Source organism: Shewanella xiamenensis, from assembly GCF_014647135.1.
Lineage (GTDB): Bacteria > Pseudomonadota > Gammaproteobacteria > Enterobacterales > Shewanellaceae > Shewanella > Shewanella xiamenensis.
The window spans coordinates 74145-100533 of record NZ_BMOP01000011.1; the positions used below are offsets into that span (position 1 = coordinate 74145).

General features: G+C 45.7%; 27 protein-coding genes. 11 read left to right on the forward strand and 16 right to left on the reverse strand.

Going from position 1 to position 26389, the window contains the following annotated elements; genetic code table 11:
• Positions 1 to 328 precede the first annotated feature (328 nt).
• The 3 genes from IEY09_RS11455 to IEY09_RS11465 all read right to left on the reverse strand — a co-directional run bounded on the left by IEY09_RS11455 (position 329) and on the right by IEY09_RS11465 (position 2095).
• Positions 329 to 559 carry a hypothetical protein gene (locus tag IEY09_RS11455; protein ID WP_055648729.1) on the reverse strand — a complete coding sequence of 77 codons (231 nt, stop codon included), beginning with the start codon at positions 557 to 559 and terminating at the stop codon, positions 329 to 331.
• 116 nt (positions 560 to 675) lie between these two features.
• A complete protein-coding gene (locus IEY09_RS11460) occupies positions 676 to 1032 on the reverse strand; it encodes a hypothetical protein (RefSeq protein ID WP_188871145.1) in 357 nt (118 codons plus the stop codon).
• Between the two features lie 160 nt (positions 1033 to 1192).
• The gene (locus IEY09_RS11465) at positions 1193 to 2095 is read right to left on the reverse strand and encodes a LysR family transcriptional regulator (RefSeq protein WP_188871147.1); all 903 of its coding nucleotides are present in this window, start codon (positions 2093 to 2095) and stop codon (positions 1193 to 1195) included.
• 389 nt (positions 2096 to 2484) lie between these two features.
• Between IEY09_RS11465 and yjjG the strand changes: the two genes are divergently transcribed.
• Positions 2485 to 3189 carry a pyrimidine 5'-nucleotidase gene (yjjG, locus tag IEY09_RS11470; protein WP_037426395.1) on the forward strand — a complete coding sequence of 235 codons (705 nt, stop codon included), beginning with the start codon at positions 2485 to 2487 and terminating at the stop codon, positions 3187 to 3189.
• Between the two features lie 97 nt (positions 3190 to 3286).
• Here yjjG and fis read toward each other — a convergent pair whose 3' ends face one another.
• From fis to prmA, 3 genes are all read right to left on the reverse strand, one after another.
• Positions 3287 to 3592, reverse strand: coding sequence for a DNA-binding transcriptional regulator Fis (gene fis, locus IEY09_RS11475; protein WP_006083371.1), 306 nt, complete (start codon positions 3590 to 3592; stop codon positions 3287 to 3289).
• Between the two features lie 16 nt (positions 3593 to 3608).
• A complete protein-coding gene (gene dusB, locus IEY09_RS11480) occupies positions 3609 to 4577 on the reverse strand; it encodes a tRNA dihydrouridine synthase DusB (RefSeq protein ID WP_037413666.1) in 969 nt (322 codons plus the stop codon).
• A gap of 174 nt (positions 4578 to 4751) precedes the next feature.
• Positions 4752 to 5633 (reverse strand): 50S ribosomal protein L11 methyltransferase, encoded by an 882-nt coding sequence (gene prmA, locus IEY09_RS11485; protein ID WP_069453756.1) that lies wholly within the window; start codon positions 5631 to 5633, stop codon positions 4752 to 4754.
• Between the two features lie 427 nt (positions 5634 to 6060).
• Between prmA and IEY09_RS11490 the strand changes: the two genes are divergently transcribed.
• From IEY09_RS11490 to IEY09_RS11505, 4 genes are all read left to right on the forward strand, one after another.
• Positions 6061 to 6786: a fumarate reductase cytochrome b subunit gene (locus IEY09_RS11490; protein WP_188871149.1), complete on the forward strand. Its 726-nt coding sequence runs from the start codon at positions 6061 to 6063 to the stop codon at positions 6784 to 6786.
• Positions 6787 to 7017: 231 nt separating this feature from the next.
• A complete protein-coding gene (locus tag IEY09_RS11495) occupies positions 7018 to 7689 on the forward strand; it encodes a fumarate reductase cytochrome b subunit (protein WP_188871151.1) in 672 nt (223 codons plus the stop codon).
• 63 nt (positions 7690 to 7752) lie between these two features.
• Positions 7753 to 9759, forward strand: coding sequence for a fumarate reductase flavoprotein subunit (locus IEY09_RS11500; RefSeq protein WP_188871152.1), 2007 nt, complete (start codon positions 7753 to 7755; stop codon positions 9757 to 9759).
• On the forward strand, positions 9759 to 10490 hold the full coding sequence (locus tag IEY09_RS11505) for a fumarate reductase iron-sulfur subunit (RefSeq protein ID WP_037413651.1): 732 nt from the start codon (positions 9759 to 9761) through the stop codon (positions 10488 to 10490). The genes IEY09_RS11500 and IEY09_RS11505 overlap by 1 nt, the downstream gene beginning before the upstream one ends.
• Before the next feature lie 64 nt (positions 10491 to 10554).
• On the opposite strand, the gene IEY09_RS11510 is transcribed toward IEY09_RS11505, so the two are convergent.
• On the reverse strand, positions 10555 to 10839 hold the full coding sequence (locus IEY09_RS11510; RefSeq protein ID WP_037426384.1) for a putative quinol monooxygenase: 285 nt from the start codon (positions 10837 to 10839) through the stop codon (positions 10555 to 10557).
• Positions 10836 to 11858 (reverse strand): zinc-binding alcohol dehydrogenase family protein, encoded by a 1023-nt coding sequence (locus IEY09_RS11515; RefSeq protein WP_037426381.1) that lies wholly within the window; start codon positions 11856 to 11858, stop codon positions 10836 to 10838. Before IEY09_RS11515 ends, IEY09_RS11510 begins: the two co-directional genes overlap by 4 nt.
• Before the next feature lie 119 nt (positions 11859 to 11977).
• Between IEY09_RS11515 and IEY09_RS11520 the strand changes: the two genes are divergently transcribed.
• The 4 genes from IEY09_RS11520 to IEY09_RS11535 all read left to right on the forward strand — a co-directional run bounded on the left by IEY09_RS11520 (position 11978) and on the right by IEY09_RS11535 (position 18041).
• Positions 11978 to 12907: a LysR family transcriptional regulator gene (locus IEY09_RS11520; protein WP_037426378.1), complete on the forward strand. Its 930-nt coding sequence runs from the start codon at positions 11978 to 11980 to the stop codon at positions 12905 to 12907.
• 301 nt (positions 12908 to 13208) lie between these two features.
• Positions 13209 to 13628: a hypothetical protein gene (locus IEY09_RS11525; protein ID WP_188871154.1), complete on the forward strand. Its 420-nt coding sequence runs from the start codon at positions 13209 to 13211 to the stop codon at positions 13626 to 13628.
• A 62-nt stretch (positions 13629 to 13690) separates the two neighbouring features.
• Positions 13691 to 14560, forward strand: coding sequence for a hypothetical protein (locus IEY09_RS11530; RefSeq protein ID WP_037413643.1), 870 nt, complete (start codon positions 13691 to 13693; stop codon positions 14558 to 14560).
• Between the two features lie 22 nt (positions 14561 to 14582).
• Positions 14583 to 18041 carry a zinc-dependent metalloprotease gene (locus IEY09_RS11535; protein ID WP_037413642.1) on the forward strand — a complete coding sequence of 1153 codons (3459 nt, stop codon included), beginning with the start codon at positions 14583 to 14585 and terminating at the stop codon, positions 18039 to 18041.
• Positions 18042 to 18154: 113 nt separating this feature from the next.
• On the opposite strand, the gene rho is transcribed toward IEY09_RS11535, so the two are convergent.
• The gene (gene rho, locus IEY09_RS11540) at positions 18155 to 19420 is read right to left on the reverse strand and encodes a transcription termination factor Rho (protein ID WP_037413641.1); all 1266 of its coding nucleotides are present in this window, start codon (positions 19418 to 19420) and stop codon (positions 18155 to 18157) included.
• A 212-nt stretch (positions 19421 to 19632) separates the two neighbouring features.
• Complete coding sequence (trxA, locus tag IEY09_RS11545; protein ID WP_011070766.1) at positions 19633 to 19959, reverse strand: thioredoxin TrxA; 327 nt, start codon at positions 19957 to 19959, stop codon at positions 19633 to 19635.
• 151 nt (positions 19960 to 20110) lie between these two features.
• Here trxA and rhlB point away from each other — a divergent pair, with 151 nt between their 5' ends.
• Both rhlB and IEY09_RS11555 read left to right on the forward strand, forming a co-directional pair.
• Positions 20111 to 21430 carry an ATP-dependent RNA helicase RhlB gene (rhlB, locus tag IEY09_RS11550; RefSeq protein WP_037413639.1) on the forward strand — a complete coding sequence of 440 codons (1320 nt, stop codon included), beginning with the start codon at positions 20111 to 20113 and terminating at the stop codon, positions 21428 to 21430.
• The gene (locus IEY09_RS11555; protein WP_037426367.1) at positions 21431 to 22357 is read left to right on the forward strand and encodes a Ppx/GppA phosphatase family protein; all 927 of its coding nucleotides are present in this window, start codon (positions 21431 to 21433) and stop codon (positions 22355 to 22357) included. It begins immediately after the preceding gene.
• Positions 22358 to 22445: 88 nt separating this feature from the next.
• On the opposite strand, the gene IEY09_RS11560 is transcribed toward IEY09_RS11555, so the two are convergent.
• From IEY09_RS11560 to IEY09_RS11585, 6 genes are all read right to left on the reverse strand, one after another.
• A complete protein-coding gene (locus tag IEY09_RS11560; protein ID WP_011070769.1) occupies positions 22446 to 22982 on the reverse strand; it encodes a thioredoxin family protein in 537 nt (178 codons plus the stop codon).
• A 143-nt stretch (positions 22983 to 23125) separates the two neighbouring features.
• A complete protein-coding gene (gene mutT / locus IEY09_RS11565) occupies positions 23126 to 23521 on the reverse strand; it encodes an 8-oxo-dGTP diphosphatase MutT (protein ID WP_037413635.1) in 396 nt (131 codons plus the stop codon).
• A gap of 86 nt (positions 23522 to 23607) precedes the next feature.
• A complete protein-coding gene (yacG, locus tag IEY09_RS11570) occupies positions 23608 to 23817 on the reverse strand; it encodes a DNA gyrase inhibitor YacG (protein ID WP_037413634.1) in 210 nt (69 codons plus the stop codon).
• Between the two features lie 95 nt (positions 23818 to 23912).
• Positions 23913 to 24647 carry a cell division protein ZapD gene (gene zapD, locus IEY09_RS11575; protein WP_037413632.1) on the reverse strand — a complete coding sequence of 245 codons (735 nt, stop codon included), beginning with the start codon at positions 24645 to 24647 and terminating at the stop codon, positions 23913 to 23915.
• Positions 24640 to 25257 (reverse strand): dephospho-CoA kinase, encoded by a 618-nt coding sequence (coaE, locus tag IEY09_RS11580; RefSeq protein WP_047534370.1) that lies wholly within the window; start codon positions 25255 to 25257, stop codon positions 24640 to 24642. Before coaE ends, zapD begins: the two co-directional genes overlap by 8 nt.
• Before the next feature lie 95 nt (positions 25258 to 25352).
• Positions 25353 to 26279, reverse strand: a complete 927-nt coding sequence (locus IEY09_RS11585; protein WP_188871156.1) for a prepilin peptidase — start codon at positions 26277 to 26279, stop codon at positions 25353 to 25355.
• Positions 26280 to 26389: the final 110 nt, after the last annotated feature.

The window sequence follows — 26389 nt, forward strand, 5'->3', positions numbered from 1 at the left end:
ATTGTGATAAAACTTAATGACTAACTTATATTCACGTCGTACAAAATAACGCCACATGCTTAGTCGTTAGAAAGCTTTTTTGCAGAAATGCTTTTGGAGCTATAAGTACAGATACCTGATAGAGCTGAGGCCATATTAGAATCGACATTGTTGCACCAGTGACCGTCTAAAACAGGGAGGTTTTAGTCGAGCCTACATGGAGGTATGAACGGCGTGTCACTGGGGAAATAATGGAGGTTAAGTGACTCATTTTATGTATCACTTTCTACTCTGTTTTTTAAATTTGATCATTATATCAATTGGTAATGAGTGGACCACCCATAAGCAACTAATCCTCTTTTGCCCTAGAATTTATAAATTGTTGTGCATCTGCCAGTGCAAAATCAAAATGAAATACTAGCCCTGATTGAATTACTTTATTATCAAAGCATACGAACCATTCAAAGCCTCCCCTGAACCGATCTGGGTTTCGTTCGATGTAGATCACGTATCCACACCATTCTTCTTCATAAGCGACAAAATAAGCCTCTTCAAACTGGCTAACGGATTGGTATTCCATGATGTAAACCTAGTGTAATTGTAGGCTTATATTTTCAGTCATTGCTGTTGTATGTTCCACGGACTATGAGTCACATCGAATAGTTTTATTTTATTAGTTGGGCATTTATGTCGTGGTTACCGTATTGAAACGACTTTGGCATTCAGTTGCTGTTTTATCTGCTCAAGGTAGTGAATTAGGTCACTGGGTTGTTCAAATTCAAGCTGTAGTGTTGGTTGAGAAGCGGTACGGATTTCTGGGTGTAGGTTGTCGCCGTCATTTACGGCTGAAATGATGCTGTAGCGGGGATAATCTTCTTCGCGGCAGATGGGGTCGGCATAGTCGACCCAAAGAATAAAATAGTGGTTGTTGTGTTTGAAGTAAAAGCTGGGACACATGTCGTTTTGGTAGCTTTTATCGATGAGAAATGTGTATAGGCTTAGGTCGAAGCCAAGCTCAAATTTATCGCCAAATGTTTGCTGATAAGCACTCATTTTTTTGCCTTAAATCATCGCATTAAGTGATGTTAAGTATAGCTGAAGTATTTGCTTAACGAACTGTTTTATTTGGTTTAAATGTGTTTTCATTAGTCTGTTTTGGCTGTGTGGTTATGTTCGTTATAACCATTATGTAAAGCCGTATTTATCGTTAACCCTAGCTAATAATTGCCCTATTTTTTGCTAAGAACTCCATCAAAAATTCAATTAATACCGTCACTTTGGTCGGTTGGTATTTTCGCTGTGGATACACGGCGTAAATGCCATGTTCGGGTAACGGATAGTCAGTAAGTAACGCCTGTAAATATCCGGTTTGCAGAGCTGGCTCAATAATAAAATGTGGCAGGTTGGCGATGCCAAGACCATCGAGACAGGCCTGATGGATGGCATCACTATTATTGACCTGATAGTTGCCTTTGGGTTGAACACGTTGCACGCCATCGGGACTGTGGAAACTCCATTCCACACCATCTTGAAAGTAACTGTAAAACAAGCAGTTGTGCTGAGTTAACTCGCTAGGAGTCATGGGTAAACCGTGCTGCGCGAGATACGCGGGGGACGCGCAAATCACGCTCAAACAAGGGGCAATTTTACGGGCGATAAGGCTGGAGTCGGGTAATTCGCCGATACGAATGGCTAAGTCGAAGCCGCCTGCGATTAAATCTGTGGTCTTGTCATCCATTTGCATTTGCAGCTGGATATCGGGGTAACGCCTTAAAAATTCAGCTATTAATGGCGCAATATATCTGCGTCCAAACACCATAGGTACTGAAATCCGCAAATTGCCTTTAGGTATTTGCTGCAATTCGGAGATGGCATCTAATCCTTCTTGGGTGAGCTGCACTGCGGGGCGAATGTACTCGAAATAGCGCGCGCCAGCGTCGGTTAGGCTTAAGCTGCGGGTGGTGCGTTGTAATAGTTGAATCCCTAAGTGTTGCTCTAACTGTGTGATTCGTTTGCTGATGGCTGATTTGCTCAGTCCAAGCTTTTGTCCCGCCGCAGAAAAACTACCGCATTCGACCACAGTGACAAAAATGGGTAGAGCAGAAAAATGTTCCATGTGCGTCCTATTCTGTTGAGGCGAGGTTGGTTACTGCATTTCGATTCGATGTAATGAGTCTTCACTTAAGCGGGCCAAGAGATAAACCAGACAGGGCGCGTTTACTGTTGAGTTATGTTCAACAATAGGTTGCATTATCACGGTATTATCCGTCATGGATAAAGATAGTAGACTATTTTGCAACAAAAACCGTGTTCCCATAAATAGAATCTTGCGCCTGTTTTGCGCGTTCGATGCCATGTTGGATGAGGCCGACTGCATGATCCCAAGTTGAGTTTGGCGATGCGTTAATTTGCTATGGTGTTAGCGGCTTCCCTATACTGCCAGTGGTGGCAATTTTTAGAGCTTCAGTGATTAGTTACATTTTATCTTTTGTTAGGAGTGTTATTTTGTCCTCAAACCAAACCTATTCCTCAGCCACGCCCTATGCTTGGGTGCTTTTCGACGCCGATGAAACGCTATTTTATTTTGATGCCTTTGAAGGACTAAAGTTGATGTTTGCTGGCTTTGGTGTTGAGTTTACTCAGGCCGACTTTGAGGAATACCAAAGGGTAAATAAACCGCTTTGGGTTGCTTATCAGGATGGCAAGATCAGTGCCGCAGAGCTGCAAACTATCCGTTTTGAGCCTTGGGCAGCAAGGCTTAATGTATCGCCACAAATCTTAAACAGTGCATTTTTAGCCGCCATGGCTGAGATTTGTGCGCCGCTGCCCGGTGCGCGCGAATTGCTATCGGCATTGCAAGGTAAGGCTAAACTGGGGATTATCACTAATGGCTTTACTGAGTTGCAGACGGTGCGCTTACAGCGAACAGGCTTGCAGCATCATTTTGATATTTTAGTGATTTCAGAGAAAGTCGGCATCGCCAAACCCGATGTGGGTATTTTTGAGCATGCGCTTGAGTTAATGGGGCGGCCAGCGCGTGAGCAAGTATTAATGGTGGGTGATAACCCGCATTCCGATATCCAAGGTGGTATCAATGCCGGTATTCATACTTGTTGGTACAACGTCCATGGCCATGCTGCGCCAGCGGGGATCACCCCACATTATCAAGTGAACTCCCATCAAGAGCTACAACAGATGCTGGGGCTTTAAGACAACATTTGGGGTACATATTGCCGTACACATAATGCGAAAAGGGGTTAACCTTTGCAGGTTAACCCCTTTTCTAACAATCACTTAATCTAAAAGATTAGTTCATGCCATATTTCTTTAATTTCTTACGCAGAGTACCGCGGTTGATACCTAGCATGTTTGCTGCGCGGGTTTGGTTGCCGCGAGTGTGTTGCATGATGATGTCAAGCAGAGGTGCTTCAACTTCACTTAGCACCATTTCATACACTTCTTGTGCTTCCTGACCGTCCAACTGTGCGAAGAAGTTAGTTACGGCACGCTTAACAGCGTCACGTAATAACTGGGGCTTGATAGTGCCGTTTGCGGTTTCGATTTTGCCAACGGTAAGCTGGTGAACTTCTGTGTTAGTTGTCTGATCAAACATTCTATTCTGCTCTTTATTAATTCTTTACTAATTCATCAAAATAATATTCCACGAGGGAATACTGTTCTGCAGCGGTTTCCAGCTGATTAAAGTCAGCCCGAAACTGGCGCTGATCCTCCTGGTCTAGGTACCATCCGATATGTTTTCTGGCGAAGCGGATACCCTTATATTCACCATACAAATCATAAAGTTTGGTGAGGTGTTCCAGCATCACTTGACGCTGTTCTACCACCTCAATGGGCGCTAGCTTATTACCCGTCTCCAAGTAGTGCTGGATTTCTCTGAAAATCCAAGGTCGTCCTTGAGCACCCCGTCCTATCATCAGAGCATCGACACCGGTGTAATCCAGCACAAAGCGGGCTTTCTCCGGACTGTCGATATCCCCGTTTGCGACAACAGGAATCGAGACATTCTGTTTAATTGCTTTAATGGTGTCGTACTCGGCGTCGCCTTTGTACATGCATTGTCTCGTGCGGCCATGAACGGCCAGCGAGGCAATGCCACAATCCTCGGCAATCTGGGCGATTTGAACACCGTTCCTGTGTTCAGGCTCCCAGCCTGTGCGAATTTTTAACGTAACGGGCACATCTACTGCAGCTACCACGGCTTGTAAAATGTCTTTTACGAGGGGCGGATTTTGCATTAAGGCTGAGCCAGCCAGCTTTTTATTCACTTTTTTTGCAGGACATCCCATGTTGATATCAATGATATGGGCGCCTTGTTCAACGTTGAACTGGGCGGCCTGCGCCATTAACTCTGGATCTGCACCTGCAATTTGCACTGAGCGAATACCTTCCTCACCAGAATGTGTCATACGCTGGCGGCTCTTATCCGTATCCCAAACCTCAGGATTGGATGAAAGCATCTCCGACACCGCTAAGGCTGCACCATAACGAAGACAGAGATTACGGAAAGCTTGATCGGTGACACCTGCCATTGGTGCCACGATCAGCTGATTCTTCAGTTGATAGGGTCCAATCTGCATTTACTGTTTCACCTTAGCTCTTCAAAGGGGCGCTATAGTAGCCCTTTTTATTGGCCGTGAAAAGGTCAATAAATGACCTAGGAGCAATTTTTTTTCTTGACTTTTTAGCCTTGAGAAGTAATCGGCAAAATTAGTCTAAGCCAGTGGTGGCGCATGTTGCGCCACCCTTTAGCGTTATTTGCGCGTACCTGTCAAGCGGCTCCAATCTTCTTTGTGAGCCGCTTCGTCCATGTCGAACCATTGGCTATAAAAGTCAGAGATTTCTTGCGCTTGCTCTTTTAGGAGTCCAGAGAGGGCTAATTTACCGCCTGTTTTGACTCGGTCGGCGATAAGGGGGGCGAGTTCGCGCAGTGGGCCTGCGAGAATATTGGCAACTAATACATCGGCCTTAAGATCGGCGGGTTGATCTTCAGGCAGGTAGAGCTCGAGTTGGTCGGCAACATCGTTACGCTCGGCATTGGCTTTTGAGGCGTCAATGGCTTGATAGTCGATGTCGATACCAGTGACTTTTTTCGCGCCCAGTTTTAGGGCGGCAACGGCAAGAATGCCTGAGCCACAACCAAAGTCGATCACTTCTTCGTTGCTTAGATCTAAGCTGTCTAACCACTCTAAACACAGTGCTGTCGTGGGGTGAGTGCCTGTGCCGAAGGCCAGACCCGGATCTAAGATCACGTTGACTGCGCTTGGATCGGGGACTTCACGCCAGCTTGGGCAAATCCACAGGCGTTTACCGAATTGGATTGGGTGGTAGTTATCCATCCATTCGCGGACCCAGTCTTTGTCTTCAATCTGCTCGATTTTATGGCTGAAGTGTTCACCTAAAAACGGCAGGGTTTTCAGCATCTCAATGCTTGGGGTTAGATCGGTATCGGCTTCGAATAGCGCGACAACCACGGTATCTTGCCACAGCGGGGTTTCACCCAGTTTAGGTTCAAAAATCGGGGTGTCTTTACCATCTTCAAAGGTAATGGAGACTGCGCCTTCTTCCATGAGTAAGTCGCTGATGGTTTCTGCATCATCACTGTTAGTGTTAATGCGGAGTTGGATCCAAGGCATGGGTTAAATCCTGTGGCTAGGGTTAAAAAATATCACGCTATTGTATACCCAAACCGCGCTAAATTGCAGAATTCGGTGGCAATTTCGCATTGTTCGATTAGATAAATGAGTTGCTGTGCAGCAGGGGATTGGCGAGTGATAAATGGATTTTATTCTACGCCGACAAAGAGTTAGTCAGTCATCCTTTTTGTGCGAAAATGCGAACCGGTCGTTTCGATTTTTAGTATAAACATATGAAATATAATGGTTAATTGGTTTTACCTTTGTTTGGTTTTTTACTTGATTTTTGTGATCGCCTTCTAAGAGTTGACGCTGCTCCCGTGAGTTACCTCACGCTTTAAATCTGTGACGCTCAGCCGGGTATTTTGTTACTGCTATGGTGTAGTTTGCAAAGAGGTGTCAACAAACCATCAAAGGTAAAAGCAAGATGATAAGCGTAACGCGCGTTCACACTAGGGTGAAAACACAGGGGATAGGTCACCCTTGGTCGGCTAAGGCTGATCGATTACAGAGCGCGACAGGCATTATGTTGGGATGCTTCCTGTTGTTGCATATGCACTTCGAGTCGAGCATTTTGCTGGGCAAAGAGGCATTTTACCAAGTAGTACAACTGCTTGAAGGCGGTATGTTTAGTAGTACAGGCCATGGCTTTCCGATGGTTACTAAAGTCTTCTCGGTTTTTATGCTGTTAGTGGTGATATTACATGCCGCAGTTGCGCTTAGGCGGTTTCCGGCACAACTGGGTCAGTGGCGGGCATTGCGCTCGCATTTAGGTGGCATTAATCACCGTGATACCCATGCATGGTTTTGGCAGCTCATTACTGGCTTTATTCTGTTTTTCCTGGTGCCTGTACATCTGTTTACCATGATCTTAAATCCTGAGATTGGCCCACATTTATCCGCCGAGCGTGTTTATCACGATAATGCTTGGCTGCTATATGCCTTATTGCTGCCCGCAGTGGTGATCCACGCCATGATTGGTTTGTACCGTGTGGCAGTTAAGTGGGGCATTACCACTCAACGCTCCGGCTTACGTAAACTCGCTAAGATATTAATTATCTATTTGTTGTGTCTAGGTAGCGCTAGCTTAGTTACTTATATGTTGATCGGCAGCGAGTTGAGTGTTCCTGTGCAGCCCTATGTGCCCCAGTAATTTGAATGCCAATCCTGCTGCGCGCGTTGCACTGAGATAATTCGCCGCAGGATTTTGTGTCGCTGCCACTCGTTTTTATTGGTTCTATCGCTAATAGTTAAGCATTCGATTAATTATTCGCCTCCTAGTTGATCTAACTCAGGTTTGTTGTTGGATTTGTGAGCGATATTAATTTTTAAAGATCACTTAATGAGCTTGGCTCAATAGAGCCTGTGGCGCGAGGCGAAAGCAATGGCAATCAAACTAAGTATAAAAAAATGGAGTGCGTGGCTGGATTTAAGCCAGAGTGTGTCGGGTGTCATTTTGGCGGTGTTTTTATGGACTCACTTAGTGTTGGTGTCGTCCATATTGTTGGGTGGCGATGCCATGAACTGGGTGGCTCGCACTATGGAGCTAAGTTTTCTCTCTAGTGATGGTCATGGCTATCCCTGGGTGGTGACTTGTATTGCCATCGGTATCGGCGCTTTAGCGTTAGTGCATGTGCTAGTGGCATTGCAGAAGCTACCGATGAGTTTGCGTCAGCAAAGGGCGCTGCAACAGCAGATGCAAGTGATTAATCACAGCGATACTCGCCTGTGGCGCTGGCAGGCCATTACGGGTGTGGTGATCCTGTTATTGCTGCCAGTGCATCTGTGGCTTATTGGCTCGGCGCCTGAAACCATAGGTCCGCAGGGCAGCGCCGAGCGGATTTGGAACCAAGGCGTGTGGATGGTGTATCTGCCGCTATTGCTGACGGTTGAGTTACATGCGGCCATCGGGATTTACCGCGTAGCACTAAAATGGGGCGCGGCGCGTGATCTCAATAGTCGCAGCCGTTTACGTAAGATCAAAACGATTGTGAGTATCGCGTTTGTCACTGTAGGGATTGCCTCTTTATTGGCATTTTTACCCCATGCGAGTTGAGCGAAATATAACAAAAGAGTGTTGTCCTAAAACAATAACAGCAGTACCCGTTAAGGAGCAGGCGTGAAACTGATTTATACCGATTCATTAGTGGTTGGTGCCGGATTGGCAGGGCTAAGGGTTGCCATTGCCTCTAAAGAGCGTGGGCTGGATACCTTAGTGCTATCGCTTATTCCTGCCAAACGTTCTCACTCCGCCGCAGCGCAGGGGGGAATGCAGGCAAGCCTTGGCAACGCAGTTAAAGGCATGGGTGATGATGAAGATGTGCACTTTCAAGACACTGTGAAAGGTTCGGACTGGGGCTGTGATCAAGAGGTCGCGAGAATGTTTGCCCATTGTGCGCCCAAGGCAGTACGTGAGTTAGCCAACTGGGGGGTGCCTTGGTCACGTGTTAGTGCTGGTCCACGGGAAGTCATTGTTAACGCCCAAAAAGTCACGCTGCAAGAAGCCGAAGAAGCCCACGGGTTAATTAATGCCCGCGACTTTGGTGGCACCAAAAAATGGCGCACCTGCTACACTGCCGACGGTACAGGCCACTCTTTACTCTATGCCATTGATAACAAAGCCATTTCGATGGATATTCCGGTCCATGAGCGCGTCGAAGCGCTGGCGATTATCCACGATGGAGAGCGCTGTCACGGGGTGATTGCCCGCTGTTTAATCACGGGCGAGTTGCGTGCCTATGTCGCGAAATCGACCACGATTGCCACTGGTGGCTATGGCCGGATTTACGAAGTTTCAACCAATGCGATTATCTGCGAGGGGATAGGTCAGGCGCTGGCACTCGAAACGGGGGTTGCGACCCTTGGTAATATGGAGGCGGTGCAATTCCACCCAACGGCGATTGTGCCCGTGGGGATTTTAACCACCGAAGGTTGCCGTGGTGATGGTGGTTTATTGCGGGATAAAGACGGTTATCGTTTTATGCCGGACTATGAGCCAGAGAAAAAAGAACTGGCATCGCGGGACGTAGTGTCTCGCCGTATGACTGAACATATGCGTAAAGGTAAGGGCGTCGATAGCCCCTATGGCCCGCATTTATGGCTCGATATTACCCTGCTTGGGCGCAAACATATCGAAACCAACCTGCGTGAAGTGCAGGAGATTTGCGAGAATTTCCTTGGGATCGACCCTGCAAAGGATTGGATACCCGTGCGTCCGACTCAGCATTACTCCATGGGTGGCATTCGCACCAAAGCCACCGGTGAAAGTCCGCAGCTTAAGGGCTTATTCAGCGTCGGTGAAGCGGCCTGTTGGGATATGCATGGCTTTAACCGCTTGGGCGGTAACTCGCTCGCTGAAACCGTAGTGGGCGGTATGATTATTGGTAAATATGTCGCTGATTTTTGTGAGAATAATAGCCTTGAAATCAATACCCAGCTTGCCGAAAAATTTATGCGGCAGGTACAGACTGAGATCGACACCTTAGTCGATGGCGATGGTCAAGAAAACCCCTTCGAACTTAAGCACGCAATGCAGCGAATTATGATGGATTACGTGGGGATTTTCCGTAATGGCCCTGAACTCGATAAAGCAGTGACAGAGCTGAAAGCCCTGCTTGAACGTTCACGCAAACTCGGTATTAAGTGTAAAAAACGCCACGCCAACCCAGAGCTGGTAGAAGCTCTAAGGGTGAAGCGCATGCTCAAGGTAGCGCTGACCGTTGCTTGCGGCGCTGCCGCTCGCACCGAAAGCCGCGGTGCCCATGCCCGTGAAGATTATCCACAGCGTAATGACCGCGATTGGCTTAATCGCACCCTCGCCAGTTGGCCTGATGCCAATGCGTTGGAACCCGTGTTGAGCTACGAGCCGCTAGATGTGATGAAGATGGAACTGCCACCGGGATACCGGGGTTATGGTATCGACAATGCGATTGCTCACCCCGATACCGCTAAACGTGAGCAACAAATTGCTGAAATTTTGGCTGTGCTCGGGGAGGATGCCGATCGCTATCAACGCCAAGCGGCGCTGATGCCTTTCGAGCTGCCGCCCAGCCTGCAAGCTCAAAATGAACGTTTAAGTGATACCTTACAAAAACCCTCTGCCAATGCGTTAGGAGAAAAATCATAATGACCCAAGGTCGCCAGTTAACCTTTAATATTTTTCGTTATGATCCACAGGAGCCAAACGATAAGCCGAAAATGGTGCGTTACCAGCTCACCGAAACGCCGGGGATGACAGTATTTATTGCCCTCAATAAGCTGAGAGAAGAGCAAGATACGTCGTTGCAGTTTGACTTTGTCTGTCGGGCAGGGATTTGTGGCAGTTGTGCCATGGTGATCAATGGTTTTCCGACATTAGCTTGCCGCACCTTAACCGCCAAATATCCCAAAGGCGAGATCACCCTGATGCCATTACCTGGCTTTGAATTGATCGGTGATTTATCGGTTAACACGGGTAAATTTATGCGTGAACTCGCTGAACGGTTAAAGCTATGGTTACATCCTAAGGCGAATGATATCAGCATCCATCGCCTCGAAGATCCTATGGCTCCTGAAGAAGCTGCTCGCCTGTATGAGTTGGAGCGCTGCGTCGAGTGTGGCGTTTGCGTATCAGCCTGCGCGACCAAGCAAATGCGCGAGACCTTTGTCGGTGCAGTTGGCATGATGAAAATTGCCCGCTTTGAGCTCGATAGCCGTGATGCCCGCACTGCGGAGGATTTTTACCATGTGATCGGTAATCAGGATGGGGTGTTTGGGTGCATGACCTTGCTCGGCTGCCAAGACAACTGTCCGAAGGATTTACCCCATATGCAACAGATTGCTTATCTACGCCGAAAAATGGCGATGACGTTGGTTTAGCTTTATTTACGCAGTTGATTTAAAAATAGAAAGCGCCAAATTTGGCGCTTTCTTGTTGGTGATGCTAGCAAGCATAACTCTTGTGGATCTCGACTTTCTCTACTAACTGCTCGGAGGTGGCGACAAAGGTATTAAAGTGTGGGCTTGCCATATGCGCATCCAGTGCTGCTTGGGATTGCCACACTTCATACATCCAAAACTGATTAGTATTATCTAAAGAATGATGCAGCGTATACTCCAAACAGCCTGCCTCGGTGTGGGTGTCACTTACCAGTTGTTTGAGGACTTTAAAGAGTGAATCACTCTGGCCTGAATGCGCTTGGATTTGCGCAAAAACCGTGATTTTCATTGGCTAAATCCCTCAAGCACAATTTTACCAATCGCTTTGCCCGACTCAATTTGTGCATGGGCCTTTAGCAAGTTTTGCGCATTAATCGTGCCGTAATGCTCACCAAAGGTGCTTTTTACTTTGCCGGTATCGATAAGCTCTGCAATGCGATTGAGTAGATGGTGCTGGGCAATCATATCCTCGGTTTGATACAGGCTGCGGGTAAACATCAGCTCCCAATGCAGCGACAGGCTTTTACGCTTAAGCTTCATCACATCTAACGGGGCTACCGGATCATCAATCAGTGCCAGTTTTCCTTGTGGTTTGAGCACTTTTACAATTTCGTCAAAGTGCTTATCGGTTTGGGTCAGGCTAATCACATGGGTGACATCGGCTATATCTAGCTTAGCCAGCTCTTCCGAGAGGGGTTTATTGTGATTAATCACTGCATCGGCACCTAAGGTTTGCACCCAAGTTGCTGATTCTGGCCGTGATGCGGTACCGATAACCTCTGCTCCAGTCAATTTGACCGCCAGTTGAGTGATAATCGAACCCACACCGCCAGCCGCACCGATAATTAAAATACGTGCATCCGTGGCGGAGCCATCTTGTGGTAGACCTAAACGGTCAAACAGCAATTCCCAAGCCGTGATACTGGTTAAGGGTAAGGCTGCCGCCTGTGCGTTGCTTAAGGTTTGCGGTTTATGGCCGACAATGCGCTCATCCACTAACTGATATTCGGCATAACTACCACTGCGGCTAATATCGCCGGCATACCAAACTTCATCGCCTACCTTAAATAGGCTGACTTTGTCCCCGATAGCTTTTACAACGCCAACGGCATCCCAACCGAGGATTTTATACTCCCCAGCAGGCGCTGAGCTTGATGCGCGGATCTTGGTATCGACGGGGTTAACCGATATGGCCTTAACCTCGACTAACAAATCAAAACCCGTTGGAGTTGGTTTGGCTAATGTTATGTTTTCTAATGCATTATGCGCATCGACTGCGCCTGCTGTTTGGTAACCTACGGCTCTCATAATCATTCCTCACTGGCGACTCATGTCTGTCACTTGTCATTGAGCACCATTGTGTGAAATATTAACCTTTAGATAAACGGGGTAAAGTTTGTAATTTTTTCAAAGGAAATTTGATAATCATGTTGCTTAATGATCTCGCCTTATTTGTTCGCGTTGCCGATTGCGGCAGTATTTCGGCCGCAGCGGCCGAAATGGACCTCTCTGCTGCTTCAGCGAGCGCAGCGATTAAACGTCTTGAAAAACAGCTTGATACTAGTTTGTTTGTGCGCACGACTCGCAGCCTTAGATTAACCGCTCAAGGGGAGCGTTACCTGATCCATTGCCGCCGCGCCTTAAGTGATCTCGCCCTTGGAGAGCAGGCGATTGCCAGCGATAAAGGTAAGGTCTCTGGCACCTTAAGCCTGTCGGTTTCATCTGACTTTGGGCGAAACTTATTTGTCCCTTGGCTCGATGACTTTCTCTTGGATTTTCCACAGCTGCAAGTACGTCTGCATTTGGGCGACAACATCAGCAGTTTTTACCACGATAAAATTGATGTGGCGGTGCGTTATGGTAAGCCGCAGGATTCTAATCAAGTTGCCTTTCCGATTTGCAGTGCCGACAGAGTGTTATGTGCATCGCCGGACTATCTTGCCAAATTTGGTCAACCCGAAACCTTAGAGCAGCTAACACAACATAATTGCTTGTTTTATAAGTTAGATGAGAGAACTCACGATCAATGGCAATTTGAGCGTGATGGCCAGGAATGTAAAGTCCGCGTCACGGGGAATCGTAGTGCGAATGATGCTGAAATTGCGCGCCGCTGGGCGGTAGCAGGAAAGGGGTTAGTGTTTAAGTCGAGCTTAGATTTGGCAGAGGATATTATGGCTGGGCGTTTAGTGCCCTTGTTGCCAGAATATCGCGGCGAGTCGGTCAATTTATACTTAGTGTGCCCTGGACGCGAACATGTCACACCCGTGGTGTTACTGCTTCGCGAAATGTTACGTCGCCGTTGTAAAGAATTGCAAACTCAACTGGCTGCTCATCATATTATCCCAAACTACCGTTAAGCTATTTGCATTATGGTGGCATATGTAAATAATCGCACTGCATGTTGTTATTTATTGTTTTTAATCTGTTTTTAAATTGTGTCTTATGGCGGTTTTTTCTGTTATGAATTGTGTTGTTTATGTTTAATGTCGCTAATTTTTTCTGATCTAACTCATATTTATTTTAATTGCATATGAGTTGTCGCTGGCTTGAGTTGAAAAGCATTTTTTTTCGTGCGTATGATGCGATAAATGTATCGTTTTGTATCTTTAACTGTGGGTCACAGTGGAGATTATTTATAGTATGACGTATTGACTGAAAATGTTAACTAAATTAGCCACAAAAAATTACTCAAAAATACCGAAACATCTTCATCCAATAGTCGGTGGATTACTGGTGCTCGGAATATTATGGTTGAGCTTATCGCTAAGTGTTTCTGCTAAAAATGAAATTTATTCTTTTGAAAAGAATGATTTTTTAATGGCTTCGACACTTGTGGCGCAGAGTGAGTTTGTGGGCCATAAATCGACAATCGTACTGAATGAATATAGCGTTACACTTTGGAATTGGTTTTGTGAAACTAATTTTGAAAGCATATTTATTGGACTGTCATTTTTTGTTTTATTTAGTGTTATTTATTTCATTTCAGCTATTTTTCTGCGTAGTTACATTCTTAATTTGGAACATTGTTATTCCATTTTACTTAATTGGATAAAGTCTATTCAAGCAAGTACATCCTAGCGCTATATAGAGCGCATGCTCACTATCAATATTTTCATCAAAATATAAATCAAGGTTTTATTATGCAACCAACGAATAATCAATATTATTCGTCGATTTCTCGTCGACGAAATAAATGGTCTATGTTTTTCTGCTTGCAGGTGATGCTGGCGAGTTTTTCATTTGTCGGCCAAGTATTGGCTGTCAATGAATTTGAGTTAGCCACGGATGCACAAGCTGCAAAATGGTCTGGCTACGTTAATGTTGGGTTTACCCGAAACATTTATGACTCGGATAGTTATTACGCCTATCAAGCCTATAACATCGATAGCCGGATCGATTACAAGGCAAATTGGGGCAATGTGCTGTTTACCCTTGGGGGCGAAAAGCAAACATTGCATGGCAAAGAGTCCAGTTTTTATGACCCTTTGCTGGAATACCGCACACCACTGTATGCCTTAAGCGATACCGTCTCATTCAAAGGCAGTTTAGGTGTGTATCTGCCCGCAGAGCGCGAATCGAAATTGGATAGGTTGCAATATGCACCGCGTATTGCTGCGTACTTATTTTGGAGCCCGCTAGATAACCTAAGTTTTTATTTTTCACCGCGCTATCGCTACAACGCTTACCAATACAAAACCGCTGGTGAGCGCGTGTTAGTTGAACAGCAACTCGATGGATTACTCGATGCTTATTGGCAAATTACGGCTAATTGGTATTTGGATGTGAGTGGTCGTTATCGAGTCTCCAAAAACTATTACGGTCGTCGACTCGATGATCAATTTACCTTTGCCCAAGAACTCGGTTGGTCGTTTAAGCCTGACTGGGTGTTGGCTGTTGGTCATAACAATAGTGGTCGTTTCTATAACCCAGAAGTGGGGACATCTCAGGGATTTGAGATTTATGACAAAAAGAGTTCAACCTTTTATTTGTCAGTTACTAAATATCTATAAAAACAGTAGTTAAGAGGAATCTATGAAGAAGTCCATGGTATGTCTGGCGATAACCAGCGCACTGACCCTTGTGGGGTGTGGTGCCGGTGATGAGCCTTATAAAGAACTCCCCAAAGATGAAAAGCAAGTCACCACTGCCGACATCGATAAAGCCACTGAGCGGCAATATCTCTACATTCGCAGCGTGGGTAAGGCTCCGCGTTATGCCGCCGAGGTGCGAGGTTTTACCCAAGGTGATCCTAAGTTGGTAACCTTGCATAAAACAGAGAATGGTATCCAAGTACGTCAAATTGACCGAGATAATATCGGATTAGGCCATGACAGCCGTTATCCTAATGAATATAACCAAGCGCCAGTGTTAACCATTCCTGGTGAATATATCGACTTTAAATGTACCGAAGATAAATGGCGTGAGTGTATTAACGTAGAGCAAGTTAACACCGATGCTAATTTAACATGGCAGGATAAGCGCTACTTTGTCCCCGATTTTGCCAAAGCTAAAATTGCCGAGTTGGGCATTAATGACATATTTACCTTTGGTGAATGTGTGACTGAAACAGAGGCCCCACGTCTAGTGAATACTCAAGGCCAAAAAGGCTATGAGATGGATTTAGCTAAGGGCGTGGTTAACTTTGAAATTGAGCATACCTATCAGGCTTCACCAAGTTGCTTTAACCAATTTTACGGTGGCAACCTCGACAATCTATCCTTTACGACCACTGAGTTTATTTCGATTGTGGCGGTGGATCAGTTAGCCAGTAAAGACTATCAAGCGATTCCCTATGCCGAAAATGAAAAGGGCGCATTTGGTTTCTTTACCTCTTCCCATACTTACCGTGATGCGACTGATTCAGAGGGCGTTGACGGGTATGTGCGTACTTACATGAATCGCTTCAATCCGGCCAAATCGGAACTGACTTATTACCTGAGTAATAATTTCTACGACGCGAAAAATAAGCCCTTTTTGGATGCTGCTATTGAGTCCGTGACGGCAATTAATATTCAAAACAAGTTGTATAAAACGGGTTTTCCACAGATAAAACTTGAGCAAGCCCACGATAAACGCCATGGCGACCTGCGCTATAGCAACATCACTTTATTTGATGAACCGCTGGATAATGGTTTGGCGGGTTATGGCCCATCCGCGGCAAACCCGCTTACAGGCGAAATTGTGAGTGCGCGAGTCAATCAATACAGCTCGAATCTAAAACAAGGCGCAGTACGTTACTATCGCCAAGTGCGTTTAGATTATAACAGAGGCAAATTGGACGCGAATTCAGTCACATCGTTAACGGGCGAGCCTTATGTGTCGAATTTGAACAAGCCAGATGTCAGCGTTGATGCTGTGCCAGTGGAGGCGGCTGCATTTGAACAACCGACTCAGCAGCTTATTGCAGCACCCAAATCAATGTTATTAACGCCTAAGGATAATAGTCTCGATGCTTTGGCGGATTTTGATGAAAAAACACAAGCGTTTTGGTCTGAAAATTCAATGATGCATGTGGATACCGTGTTTGCTACAGGTGGTAGTAATCGTGAATTACCTCGCGGTATCAAAGGTCATGAAATTGATTGGAAAAAAGCCGAAATGTGGGTTGATGGCAAAGTGGGCGGTAAATTAGCGGCATTTGAAGATTTGCCAATAAGTTTACAAGACTCATTAACTACAGCCCTTGCTGCACAAGCATTTGCCGGCACCTTGACCCATGAATTAGGGCATACCTTTGGCTTAAGACATAACTTTGCTGGGAGTCGCGACCACGACAATACCTTTAACCAAGCACAACTGACGGAGTTAAAAGCCGCCTTTAGCGATGCAGGTTACCCAGATATTACTGTTAATGCCGAGTTTTCGAGCCAAATGGACTACAACGTGAATCGGTTTGCAACCACGTTTGAACCCTATGACTTAGCGGCGTTACGTTTTGGCTATGCCCGCGAAGTGGAAACAAAGGCTAACGAATTTGTATCGCTCAAAGCGGAAGATGCTAAGCGTCGCGACGAACTTGCCAAAGGCATTGTTAACGGGGATACCCGATTTGGCGCGCTTTACAATATTGAGCAAAACAATAGCCTACGTCAGTATTCTTATTGCACAGATGAACATGTGTCCCTTAACAGCAACTGTAATCGTGGTGATGCGGGTAAAAACTTAGATGATATTAACCAGTTCTATATCGATAAGTATTTTGATAGCTACGAGACCATGAACCTACGCCATAATCGTCAATCTTTGTTTGAGGATCATAGTCTAAGTTACACCATCAATCGTAAAGTTCAGTTTGATGAGATACGTCAATTCATTGAAGATGTGAGCTTTTTAGAGCAATTATTTGGTCTATCAGAAAACTTTTTTGCTGGTGAGTGCGACCGACTGGCTGCGGCAGGTAGCGAGGCTTGGTATTGTGCGAATCAGCGGGCGATGAATCAGTCGGCCGATTTCTTCCTTAAGCTAGTGGGAGAAAACGACGCCACATTGGACGTCACATACAAGCAAGCTGATGGCAGCGTAGCGTTAAGACAGCAGTACAATTTTGCTAAGGTACTTGAGCAATATCGTTTTAAAAGCGGCGATATGAAGGCGCAATTTGAGCCGGGTGAGGTGATCAGTCAGTTCTCTGATTCCCCAGAAGCCTTGAAAGAGTTGATCATTAAATCGCAAATAAATCCTCAATTTCAGGATTTATTAACGGCTGATGTTAGCTTTTCGGGCCGCTTACTCAATGGTATTAAAACGCCTGCATCCTCACCTAACCATCCGTATGTGAATGAGCGCGACGTGTTAGGTGTATGGCCTGATAAATTGTTAGCCGTGCGAGCCTTAGTATCACGTACCACCCCACGTAGTACTTCGAGTCGTGGTTATAAAGCATTGGTTGATTTACCAAATGTGGGTCCTGTATTCCAAGACATGTTGTGTAAGATGACCATGGGTGAAGGCCCTGGGCTGACTCGTGGTAATGCACCGCTCTTTACCGAAAGCTGTGGCGTGAGTGGTAAGCTCGATAGCTATCTGCCTTATTACACTGATTTTGCCCAACAAAGTATTGAGCCATTACCTAATTACGATCGTTCAGTTTCACGTTACTTCCAATTTGATACTGTTAACGGCCAGCCAAAAGGTAAGAGCAATTTACTGCAGATGATATTACGTCAAGTGGTACTTGCATCGGTTGACAGTGATTATCAAGGCGAGCAAAAAGCCAGAGTATGGCGTGAATACGTCGGTATTCATCTAGCCGGCCCTGCATTAGCCACACAAGCGGAAGTGACAGTAAATGGCCGTGTGTATGCTGCGACCGCAGAAAACACTTTAGCATTGGCGCTGATCAACCGAATTAAAGAAATGGAAACCTTTAAGGCGCAGGTCGGCGAGGCCACGCTTGCCATCAAGTTAAACAACGGTACAGTAGGTGAGATAATTGATGGGCAACTAAGCCGAGATCAGTTAGTACTCAGTTATTTGCCTGTGCTTGATTAAGTCAGTTGAATCGAGTGAGCCGCACCCGCGGCTTTGCAATCCATCACCATGTGTAAAACGTAAAAAAAGGCCGCTCAGTGAGCGGCCTTATTATTCATGCAATCTTATATGGCTTAAGACTTTGCGCGTTTCATCGCGGTGAAGAATTCTTCGTTAGTCTTAGTCATCGCCAGCTTATCAATGAGGAATTCCATTGCACTGACTTCATCCATTGGATTGAGGATCTTACGCAGGATCCACATTTTTTGCAGTTCGTCTGGATTTGTCAGCTTCTCTTCACGACGAGTACCACTGCGGTTAAAGTCAATCGCAGGGAAGACGCGTTTTTCAGCGGCTTTGCGTGACAGATGCAGCTCTTGGTTACCAGTACCTTTAAACTCTTCGTAAATCACTTCGTCCATCTTAGAACCGGTATCGACTAACGCAGTAGCGATAATGGTTAAGCTGCCGCCGTGTTCGATGTTACGTGCTGCACCGAAGAAGCGTTTTGGACGGTGCAGTGCGTTGGCGTCCACACCACCGGTTAACACTTTGCCTGATGAAGGGATTACAGTGTTGTAAGCACGCGCTAAACGGGTGATAGAGTCGAGCAGAATCACCACGTCTTTTTTGTGTTCGACTAAACGCTTAGCCTTTTCAATAACCATTTCAGCCACTTGTACGTGACGGCTTGCTGGTTCGTCGAAGGTAGATGCAATAACTTCACCTTTAACGAGGCGTTGCATCTCGGTTACTTCTTCTGGGCGTTCATCGATCAGCAGAACCATCAATACCACTTCAGGGTTGTTGTAGGTAATGGATTGTGCAATGTTTTGCAGTAATAGCGTTTTACCCGCTTTCGGTGGCGCAACGATCAGACCACGTTGACCTTTACCGATAGGTGAGCATAAATCCAGAATACGGGCAGTGATGTCTTCAGTTGAGCCATTACCACGCTCCATACGCATACGTTCTTCTGCGTGGAGTGGGGTTAAGTTTTCAAAGAGGATTTTATTGCGAGAGTTTTCAGGTTTATCAAAGTTAACTTCGTTAACTTTTAACAGGGCAAAATAACGTTCACCTTCTTTTGGTGGGCGAATCTTACCAAAAATGGTGTCACCCGTTCGCATGTTGAAACGGCGAATTTGGCTTGGTGACACGTAAATATCATCAGGGCCAGCTAAGTAAGATCCATCTGCACTTCGTAAGAAACCGAATCCGTCTTGGAGTATCTCTAATACGCCGCCACCGAAAATGTCTTCGCCACTTTTGGCGTGGGCTTTAAGGATGGAGAAAATAATGTCCTGCTTGCGAGCACGGGCCATATTTTCGAGTTTCATGTTTTCGGCTAGCGAAACTAGGTCGGATATCGGCGTGTCTTTTAATTCAGTTAAGTTCATGTTGGGGATCTTGTGTTACGCGACAAAGCTTACCGCGATCAATCAGTAAAGTTTGTGATTCAGGATAGTGATTGACGAGCGAGAAGTGGTTTAGTTAGAAAGAATCTGGTTATTAAAGTAGCACTAACAAAGCGGGGCGTCCAGAAATTTAGGGGCATTCCGGCACAATTTAATTTCAGCTTGTGCCGGAGGTCACTCATAACGACAACAAATTAGATTTGTGCGTCGATAAACTCTTTTAACTGAGTTTTAGAGAGCGCGCCAACTTTGGTCGCTGCCAACTCACCGTTTTTGAATAACAGCAATGTTGGAATGCCGCGAACGCCGTATTTCGCTGGAGAAACGTTGTTCTGGTCAACGTTTAATTTAGCGATAGTCACGCGACCGGCATACTCTTCGGCAACGTCGTCAAGGATTGGCGCGATCATTTTACATGGACCACACCATTCAGCCCAAAAGTCTACCAATACTGGTAAATCGGCCTTTAATACGTCGTTTTCGAAGCTGTCGTCGCTCAGGTATATAATTTTATCGCTCATGATGTTCTCCAGTTTGGTTGCCATTGCTGGTTTGTTAATGGCTTACCATGTATATTGGGGCTGAAAAATAGCTTTTCAAGTTACCTTTTACAATGTGGCTATTTCAAACGATCGAGTATCTTATTGCAACCCCAAATGGTATGCTTGCGCTATGAGCCAAACACATTTATCAAATCAAAAATTTGCCGACTTACCTCTGCATCCTGAGGTTAAACAGGCCCTTGCCGAGAACGGCTTTGAATTTTGTACGCCGATTCAGGCGTTATCATTACCCGTATTACTTCAATCAAAAGATATCGCTGGCCAAGCTCAGACGGGCACTGGCAAGACAATGGCGTTTTTGGTTGCCACATTTAACCATTTATTGTCGACCCCTGTTCCTGAAGGACGTCAATTAAATCAACCGCGTGCCATTATCATGGCGCCTACCCGTGAATTAGCCATTCAAATTGCTAAGGACGCGATTTTACTCGCGAAACATACTCGCTTAAAGGTGGGGATTGTTTACGGTGGTGAGAGTTACGACGTCCAACGTAAAGTGCTAGACCAAGGTGTTGACATCTTAATCGGTACAACCGGACGGATTATCGATTATGTGCGTCAGGGCATTATTAGCTTAAATGCGATTCAAGCCGTGGTGTTAGATGAAGCCGATCGTATGTTCGACCTCGGTTTTATCAAGGATATTCGTTTCTTATTCCGACGCATGCCTAATGCCGATCAGCGCCTGAACATGTTGTTTTCAGCGACGCTTTCAATGAAGGTGCAAGAGTTGGCTTATGATCATATGAATGATCCGGTGAAAGTCGAAATTGCCCCCGAAGAAAAAACCTCAAAGAATATCAAAGAAGAAATTTTCTATCCTTCCCAAGAAGATAAGATGCGTTTATTGCTAACGCTGATTGAAGAAGATTGGCCTGAGAAAGCCATTGTTTTTTCAAACACTAAGCATAGCTGTGAGAACTTATGGGCTTGGCTTGAGGGTGATGGTCATCGTGTGGGTTTGCTCACTGGGGATGTGCCACAGAAGAAACGTATTCGAATCCTAGAGCAATTTACGCAAGGTCAATTAGATATCTTGGTTGCGACTGACGTGGCTGCACGCGGCCTGCATATCTCCGATGTTTCCCATGTTTACAATTATGATTTACCAGATGATTGTGAAGATTACGTCCACCGTATTGGTCGTACTGGGCGAGCGGGTAACAAAGGGGTATCAGTTAGTTTTGCCTGTGAGGAATACGCGCTGAACTTGCCTGCGATTGAGACTTATATTAATCACTCAATCCCAGTGAGTAATTATGACCGCGATGCCTTACTGGATGATATTCCACAGCCAGCTAAGATTCATCGTAAACATCCAGCGGGAGCTCGTAATTTACGTGAGCGCTCTGGGGTGAGTCGTACTCAAGGTGCACATCGTAGTGGTGGTCGTCCACCTCGCCATGACAGGACGCGTAGACAGCCGTAAATGCCAACACCCGCTTATGCTGCCATTACTTTAGGCTCTAACAGTTTTAATATGCTGATCGCTAAAACAAAAGGTGGTCAGCCACATATTATTGCTAAGTACAAACGTAAAGTAAGGTTAGCCGAAGGGATTGGCGAAGACGGCTATTTATCACAGGAAGTGATGCAACGAGGTTTAGATTGCCTCGCCATGTTTGCCCAAATGTTAGCACTGCATAAAGTCCATCCTAATCATGTTGCTGTGATTGCCACAGCAACACTGCGTACTATCAATAACGCCGACGAGTTTAACCAGAGGGCAATTCCACTTCTCGGTCACCCGATTGAGATTATTTCGGGCATGCGTGAAGCTGAGCTGATTTATCAAGGTATGGTGGCAACAACCTGTGGCCAAGGTCGACGCTTAGTGATTGATATTGGTGGAGCAAGTACCGAATTTATTATCGGGGATGGTCATCAGGTTCAGTTTAAGACTAGCTTGCCTATGGGCAGCGTGACCTTTAACCGCCGTTTCTTCAACAACGCGCCGTTGCAAGAGCTCGATTTTGACGATGCTAAACAGGAAGTGCTAGCAGTCTTAGGTGAACATAGGCAAAGGCTAAAAGACTTAGGATGGCACTGTGTGGTGGGGGCTTCTGGCGCAGTGCAATCTGTGGTCGAAGTGCTAATGCACCGTAAGCAGTCTGAAATAATCACTTTGGCTGTGCTGACACAGCTGAAAGCGGAAATCCTCGCCGAGGAAGATGTGAGTCTTGAGGGGATTATCGGCTTAAGCGCCGAACGTGCGCCGACATTTGCCGCAGGGGTGGCGATTTTACTTGCGCTCTTTGAACTCTTAGGAATTGAGCAGTTGGCGCTATCAGGTGGAGCATTGCGTGAGGGTGTGTTAGTGATGCTGGCGCAGCGGATTTTAGAAGAAACGATTTAATACGATTGGTATAACCTCACATCTATTATTAAAAGACAAAGGCCGCCAAGTTTACTCTTGGCGGCCTTTGTTATTATTCGGGTACAGATTACTTTAAGATCTCGGCTAAATCTTTTTCGAGCGAAACGGTTGGGCGTTCAACAATGCGGCCAATTTCTTTACCTTGTTGTTGCACGATAAAGGTAGGAATACGTTTGAATTCGTATTTTGCCGCCAGTCCTTCAGGGTCTTGCTTGCTGCGATCGACACCAATATAAGTCACTTTAATATTGGGGTTCGCCACTTCTTCGATAATGCGGATAAAACGTGGCGTTTCGCGATGACAGTCTGGGCACCAAGTACCAATAATCACGACGATTTCTGTTGGTTCTGTGACTTTTTTGAGTGGTGCTAAGGCGTCGGTATCGACTTGGTAGCTTTTGTAGCCCTCAGCAAACTCATTGAGATCTTTTACTAAATGTTGCGCTTCAACTACACCGGTTAAAATCACTTCTTGTTTCTCCTCGCTGCAGGTGGCAATCAAGCCCTGTTTTTGCTCTTCAAAGCCACAGCCGCCATTTGCTAGTACTTGGCAACTAAAAAATAACGCGGTCGTGGCGAGTAATGCTTTAACGTTATTGTGCATGATATGCCCTCAAAATCGAAGAAGAATAATGAATTTGCATTCAAGCACTAATTTACGTTTTGTAAAAGTTGTGAATGAATTAGCTGCAAGCCAGATCACGTATCGCTAATGTAAATCTGGCTGTTACCCATAAAAAGATGTGATTAGTTTTGTGCTAATAGCTTGGCGAGGATAGGTTTATTAGCATCAGGGAAGTCGTAATGGGTGAGCTCGTGCTTATCGACCCAGACGATTTGTTGTCCTTCAAGACCTTGCGCCTCGCCCGTAAAGTCACTCACAGTGTGAATATCGAGTAGTACCTGTTTATCTGGGTAGTCGTAGCTTAACGCCATAAAAGGTTCGCTCGAATGGACGTTAAGCGCCACTTCTTCTTTTAACTCACGAATTAAGGCTTGGGTAACGGTTTCGTTTTGCTCCACTTTTCCACCGGGAAATTCCCATTTGCCGCCTTGATGTAAATGCTCTGGGCGCTTGGCGAGTAGGATTTGTCCGTCAGTATTAAGAATAATGCCCACGGCAACATGAATACGTTTTGTCATAAATTTCTACTTATCACTGTATGAACAACAATCCGAGACTCGTCGGTTCTGGTCGTTGGTAAATACACGGAGTTGTTGTATGAGGCTTATTCTTTAAAGAAGCTTTCTTCGTCGTAACCAAGTTCGTCTAAAGCGTCGACATCAAACTCAGATTTGACTGGAATGGCGTGTTTCTCCGATGCCCAATCACCGAGATCGATCATCTTACAGCGCTCACTGCAAAAAGGTTTGAACTCTGACTGAGGGCTCCATTGTACTGGAGTTTTACAAATTGGGCAGTTGACGGTTAACGGCATAATGGGGATCTCTTGATTTACTGCTGAATAACGAATAACGAATAACGAATAACGAATAACGAATAACGGTTATCAATGGCGTTAGTGTAAAGGCTTCACGCGCAGGTCGCTAGTAAGAATTCGATGCTACGGTCAGAGTGGCGTTGTTGATCGAATTGTACAAAATGAATGGCGTAACGATTTTTATGGCCACTGATCGTGGGATAACAACCGTGGGAAGCATCGACTTTGACTCTAACTAATGACAGGGCTTGAGTGCTATCCCCTTGATAAAAACCGGCATGAGCGGTGGCATTATCGAAATCAGCGGTACTGCGGGTCAGTTGAAGCAAAAGCGTGATGGGTGTGAGTAGGGGATCGAAATGACTTATCCAAGCTTGATAATCCTGTCGTCTTTCTTCCCAGGGTTTGGCGAGCCAAAAATGCAGTTGGGGAAGGTCGAAGTTACAGCAGGCACCTGGCATACCAAAGCGTTGCCTGAGAGCAGATAAGAATCTGTCTTGCTTTAGCTGGCTCCCACAGCGTTCGGGACGTTGTAATGGTTCTCTGGCTTGGGTTAAGGCTTGAATATAAAAGCGGATTTGTTCGCTATCGACATGCTCGAGTTCTTGCCATTTGCTCAGTTGCAGTAGATTTCGCTCGATATCTTTGAGGACCTCATTGCGGTAGTCGCAGCGCTCCGAGAGCTCGCACAGGGAAAACAGAGGGTAGAAACATCTATGCTGGTGGTCGTGATTTAGGTTATTACAGAGCTGCTTGTTGAGGTATTCGAGCCGCAAGTAGCTGCGGATCTTCTCATTTAAAGGCTGTTCATAAACTAAGTCAGTCATGGGCGTTGTGATTACCAGATAATTGTAAATAGCGCTGATGCAATGCTTGCACCTCTTGTTTTAGCGTTGATATCTCTCCCTGATTATCAATAATGTCATCGGCTCTAGCGAGTTTTTCACTGCGGCTACACTGGCTCTCAATGATGTTATTTACTTGAGTTGCATCGACATTGTCCCGCTTTACGGTACGGCTTATTTGTAATTCTGGCGAAATATCCACCACTAAAGTCCGATTGACTAACCTATCTAACCCGTTCTCAAATAGCAAGGGTACAACCATAATTACATAGTCTGAGGTGGCATTTTTGACTTGCAAAAGCATTTCTTGGCGGATCATAGGGTGCAGCAGTTGATTTAACCACTGACGCGCTTGTTCATCGCTAAACACTCGCTGCCTAAGTTTTGCGCGGTCAAGCTCGCCCGAAGCCGTTAAGATTTCTGTCCCAAAATGGTCAATAATGGCGTTTAATCCGTAGGTGCCTGGTGCGACGACTTCTCGGGCAACGACATCGGCATCGACTAGGCAAACACCTTCTGCCGCAAACAGATTCGCCACGGTCGTTTTACCACTGCCAATCCCGCCCGTTAAACCGACAACAAATTTGGACATAAAACTCTCTTAAAAGCGATGAAGGACGTGCTTATAGGACCTAGAATCTAGAATCTAGAATCTAGAATCTAGAACCTATAAGGCCGAAGCCAGTTCTATAACGTACTTAAATACCAATCCACAATAGGTTGACCCCATATTAGGGCGATCCAACCTGCGGCGGCAATGTAAGGACCAAAGGGAATCGGATTTGCCAGTTGATTACGTTTGGTCACGATCAGCGTGATGCCTACGAGGGCACCCACTAAGGATGAAAGTAAAATCACCAGTGGCAACATTTGCCAACCAAGCCAAGCACCAAATACGGCAAGCAGCTTAAAGTCACCATAGCCCATGCCTTCTTTACCGGTTAACAGCTTAAATAGCCAAAAAATCGACCATAAACTTAAATAGCCTACTGCGGCACCAATAATCGCATCGGTTGGGTTGGTAAAGGTATGGTTGAGGTTAATGAGTAGTCCTAACCATAGCAGGGGAAGTGTCATCTGGTCGGGAAGCAGCATTTCATCCAGATCGATTCCGGTGAGCGCAATCAACACAAAAGTGAGTATTGCAGCAAATATAAATTGCCCGCTGGGGCCAAAATGCCAGGCGAGTGTTGCAACGAGTAACCCTGTTATTAGCTCAATAATCGGATAGCGTGAGGAAATGGGGGCATGACAGGCAGCGCATTTTCCCCTCAACATTAACCAACCTAAAATGGGTAAATTATGCCAAGGCTGGATGGCGGTTTTGCATTTAGGGCAGGCAGAACCTGGTACCACTAGATTGTATTTTTCAGGATAGTTATCTATAGGCTTGTTAAGCTTTTCTAAACCGACTTGTTTGACTACATCTGCATGATATTCCTGCAGATACTGATTACATTCCTGTTGCCATTCGCGCTTCATCATCACCGGAAAACGATGGATAACCACATTTAAAAAACTGCCAATAGTTGCGGCAAACACAAAACTTAAGCAGATAAAAAGCCATGGTGCTTGGTCAAAAGTGTGACCCAATAAAGTGAAAAATTCAGTCATTATTCTTACTTAATTATATTGTTCAATGTAAAACGGATTTTAGGCCTCTAGGACGCTTCGCTGCTCAGGCGTCGCTGCGCTATTGCTAGAACCTAGAATCCATAAGGGCG

Excerpts from the sequence above, each read along its gene's own strand:
- IEY09_RS11455 (WP_055648729.1), bottom strand. The coding sequence starts at position 559 with ATGGAATACCAATCCGTTAGCCAGTTTGAAGAGGCTTATTTTGTCGCT.
- IEY09_RS11460 (WP_188871145.1), bottom strand. The coding sequence starts at position 1,032 with ATGAGTGCTTATCAGCAAACATTTGGCGATAAATTTGAGCTTGGCTTC.
- IEY09_RS11465 (WP_188871147.1), bottom strand. The coding sequence starts at position 2,095 with ATGGAACATTTTTCTGCTCTACCCATTTTTGTCACTGTGGTCGAATGC.
- fis (WP_006083371.1), bottom strand. The coding sequence starts at position 3,592 with ATGTTTGATCAGACAACTAACACAGAAGTTCACCAGCTTACCGTTGGC.
- dusB (WP_037413666.1), bottom strand. The coding sequence starts at position 4,577 with ATGCAGATTGGACCCTATCAACTGAAGAATCAGCTGATCGTGGCACCA.
- prmA (WP_069453756.1), bottom strand. The coding sequence starts at position 5,633 with ATGCCTTGGATCCAACTCCGCATTAACACTAACAGTGATGATGCAGAA.
- IEY09_RS11490 (WP_188871149.1), top strand. The coding sequence starts at position 6,061 with ATGATAAGCGTAACGCGCGTTCACACTAGGGTGAAAACACAGGGGATA.
- IEY09_RS11495 (WP_188871151.1), top strand. The coding sequence starts at position 7,018 with ATGGCAATCAAACTAAGTATAAAAAAATGGAGTGCGTGGCTGGATTTA.
- IEY09_RS11505 (WP_037413651.1), top strand. The coding sequence starts at position 9,759 with ATGACCCAAGGTCGCCAGTTAACCTTTAATATTTTTCGTTATGATCCA.
- IEY09_RS11510 (WP_037426384.1), bottom strand. The coding sequence starts at position 10,839 with ATGAAAATCACGGTTTTTGCGCAAATCCAAGCGCATTCAGGCCAGAGT.
- IEY09_RS11515 (WP_037426381.1), bottom strand. The coding sequence starts at position 11,858 with ATGAGAGCCGTAGGTTACCAAACAGCAGGCGCAGTCGATGCGCATAAT.
- IEY09_RS11520 (WP_037426378.1), top strand. The coding sequence starts at position 11,978 with ATGTTGCTTAATGATCTCGCCTTATTTGTTCGCGTTGCCGATTGCGGC.
- IEY09_RS11525 (WP_188871154.1), top strand. The coding sequence starts at position 13,209 with ATGTTAACTAAATTAGCCACAAAAAATTACTCAAAAATACCGAAACAT.
- IEY09_RS11530 (WP_037413643.1), top strand. The coding sequence starts at position 13,691 with ATGCAACCAACGAATAATCAATATTATTCGTCGATTTCTCGTCGACGA.
- IEY09_RS11535 (WP_037413642.1), top strand. The coding sequence starts at position 14,583 with ATGAAGAAGTCCATGGTATGTCTGGCGATAACCAGCGCACTGACCCTT.
- rho (WP_037413641.1), bottom strand. The coding sequence starts at position 19,420 with ATGAACTTAACTGAATTAAAAGACACGCCGATATCCGACCTAGTTTCG.
- trxA (WP_011070766.1), bottom strand. The coding sequence starts at position 19,959 with ATGAGCGATAAAATTATATACCTGAGCGACGACAGCTTCGAAAACGAC.
- rhlB (WP_037413639.1), top strand. The coding sequence starts at position 20,111 with ATGAGCCAAACACATTTATCAAATCAAAAATTTGCCGACTTACCTCTG.
- IEY09_RS11555 (WP_037426367.1), top strand. The coding sequence starts at position 21,431 with ATGCCAACACCCGCTTATGCTGCCATTACTTTAGGCTCTAACAGTTTT.
- IEY09_RS11560 (WP_011070769.1), bottom strand. The coding sequence starts at position 22,982 with ATGCACAATAACGTTAAAGCATTACTCGCCACGACCGCGTTATTTTTT.
- mutT (WP_037413635.1), bottom strand. The coding sequence starts at position 23,521 with ATGACAAAACGTATTCATGTTGCCGTGGGCATTATTCTTAATACTGAC.
- yacG (WP_037413634.1), bottom strand. The coding sequence starts at position 23,817 with ATGCCGTTAACCGTCAACTGCCCAATTTGTAAAACTCCAGTACAATGG.
- zapD (WP_037413632.1), bottom strand. The coding sequence starts at position 24,647 with ATGACTGACTTAGTTTATGAACAGCCTTTAAATGAGAAGATCCGCAGC.
- coaE (WP_047534370.1), bottom strand. The coding sequence starts at position 25,257 with ATGTCCAAATTTGTTGTCGGTTTAACGGGCGGGATTGGCAGTGGTAAA.
- IEY09_RS11585 (WP_188871156.1), bottom strand. The coding sequence starts at position 26,279 with ATGACTGAATTTTTCACTTTATTGGGTCACACTTTTGACCAAGCACCA.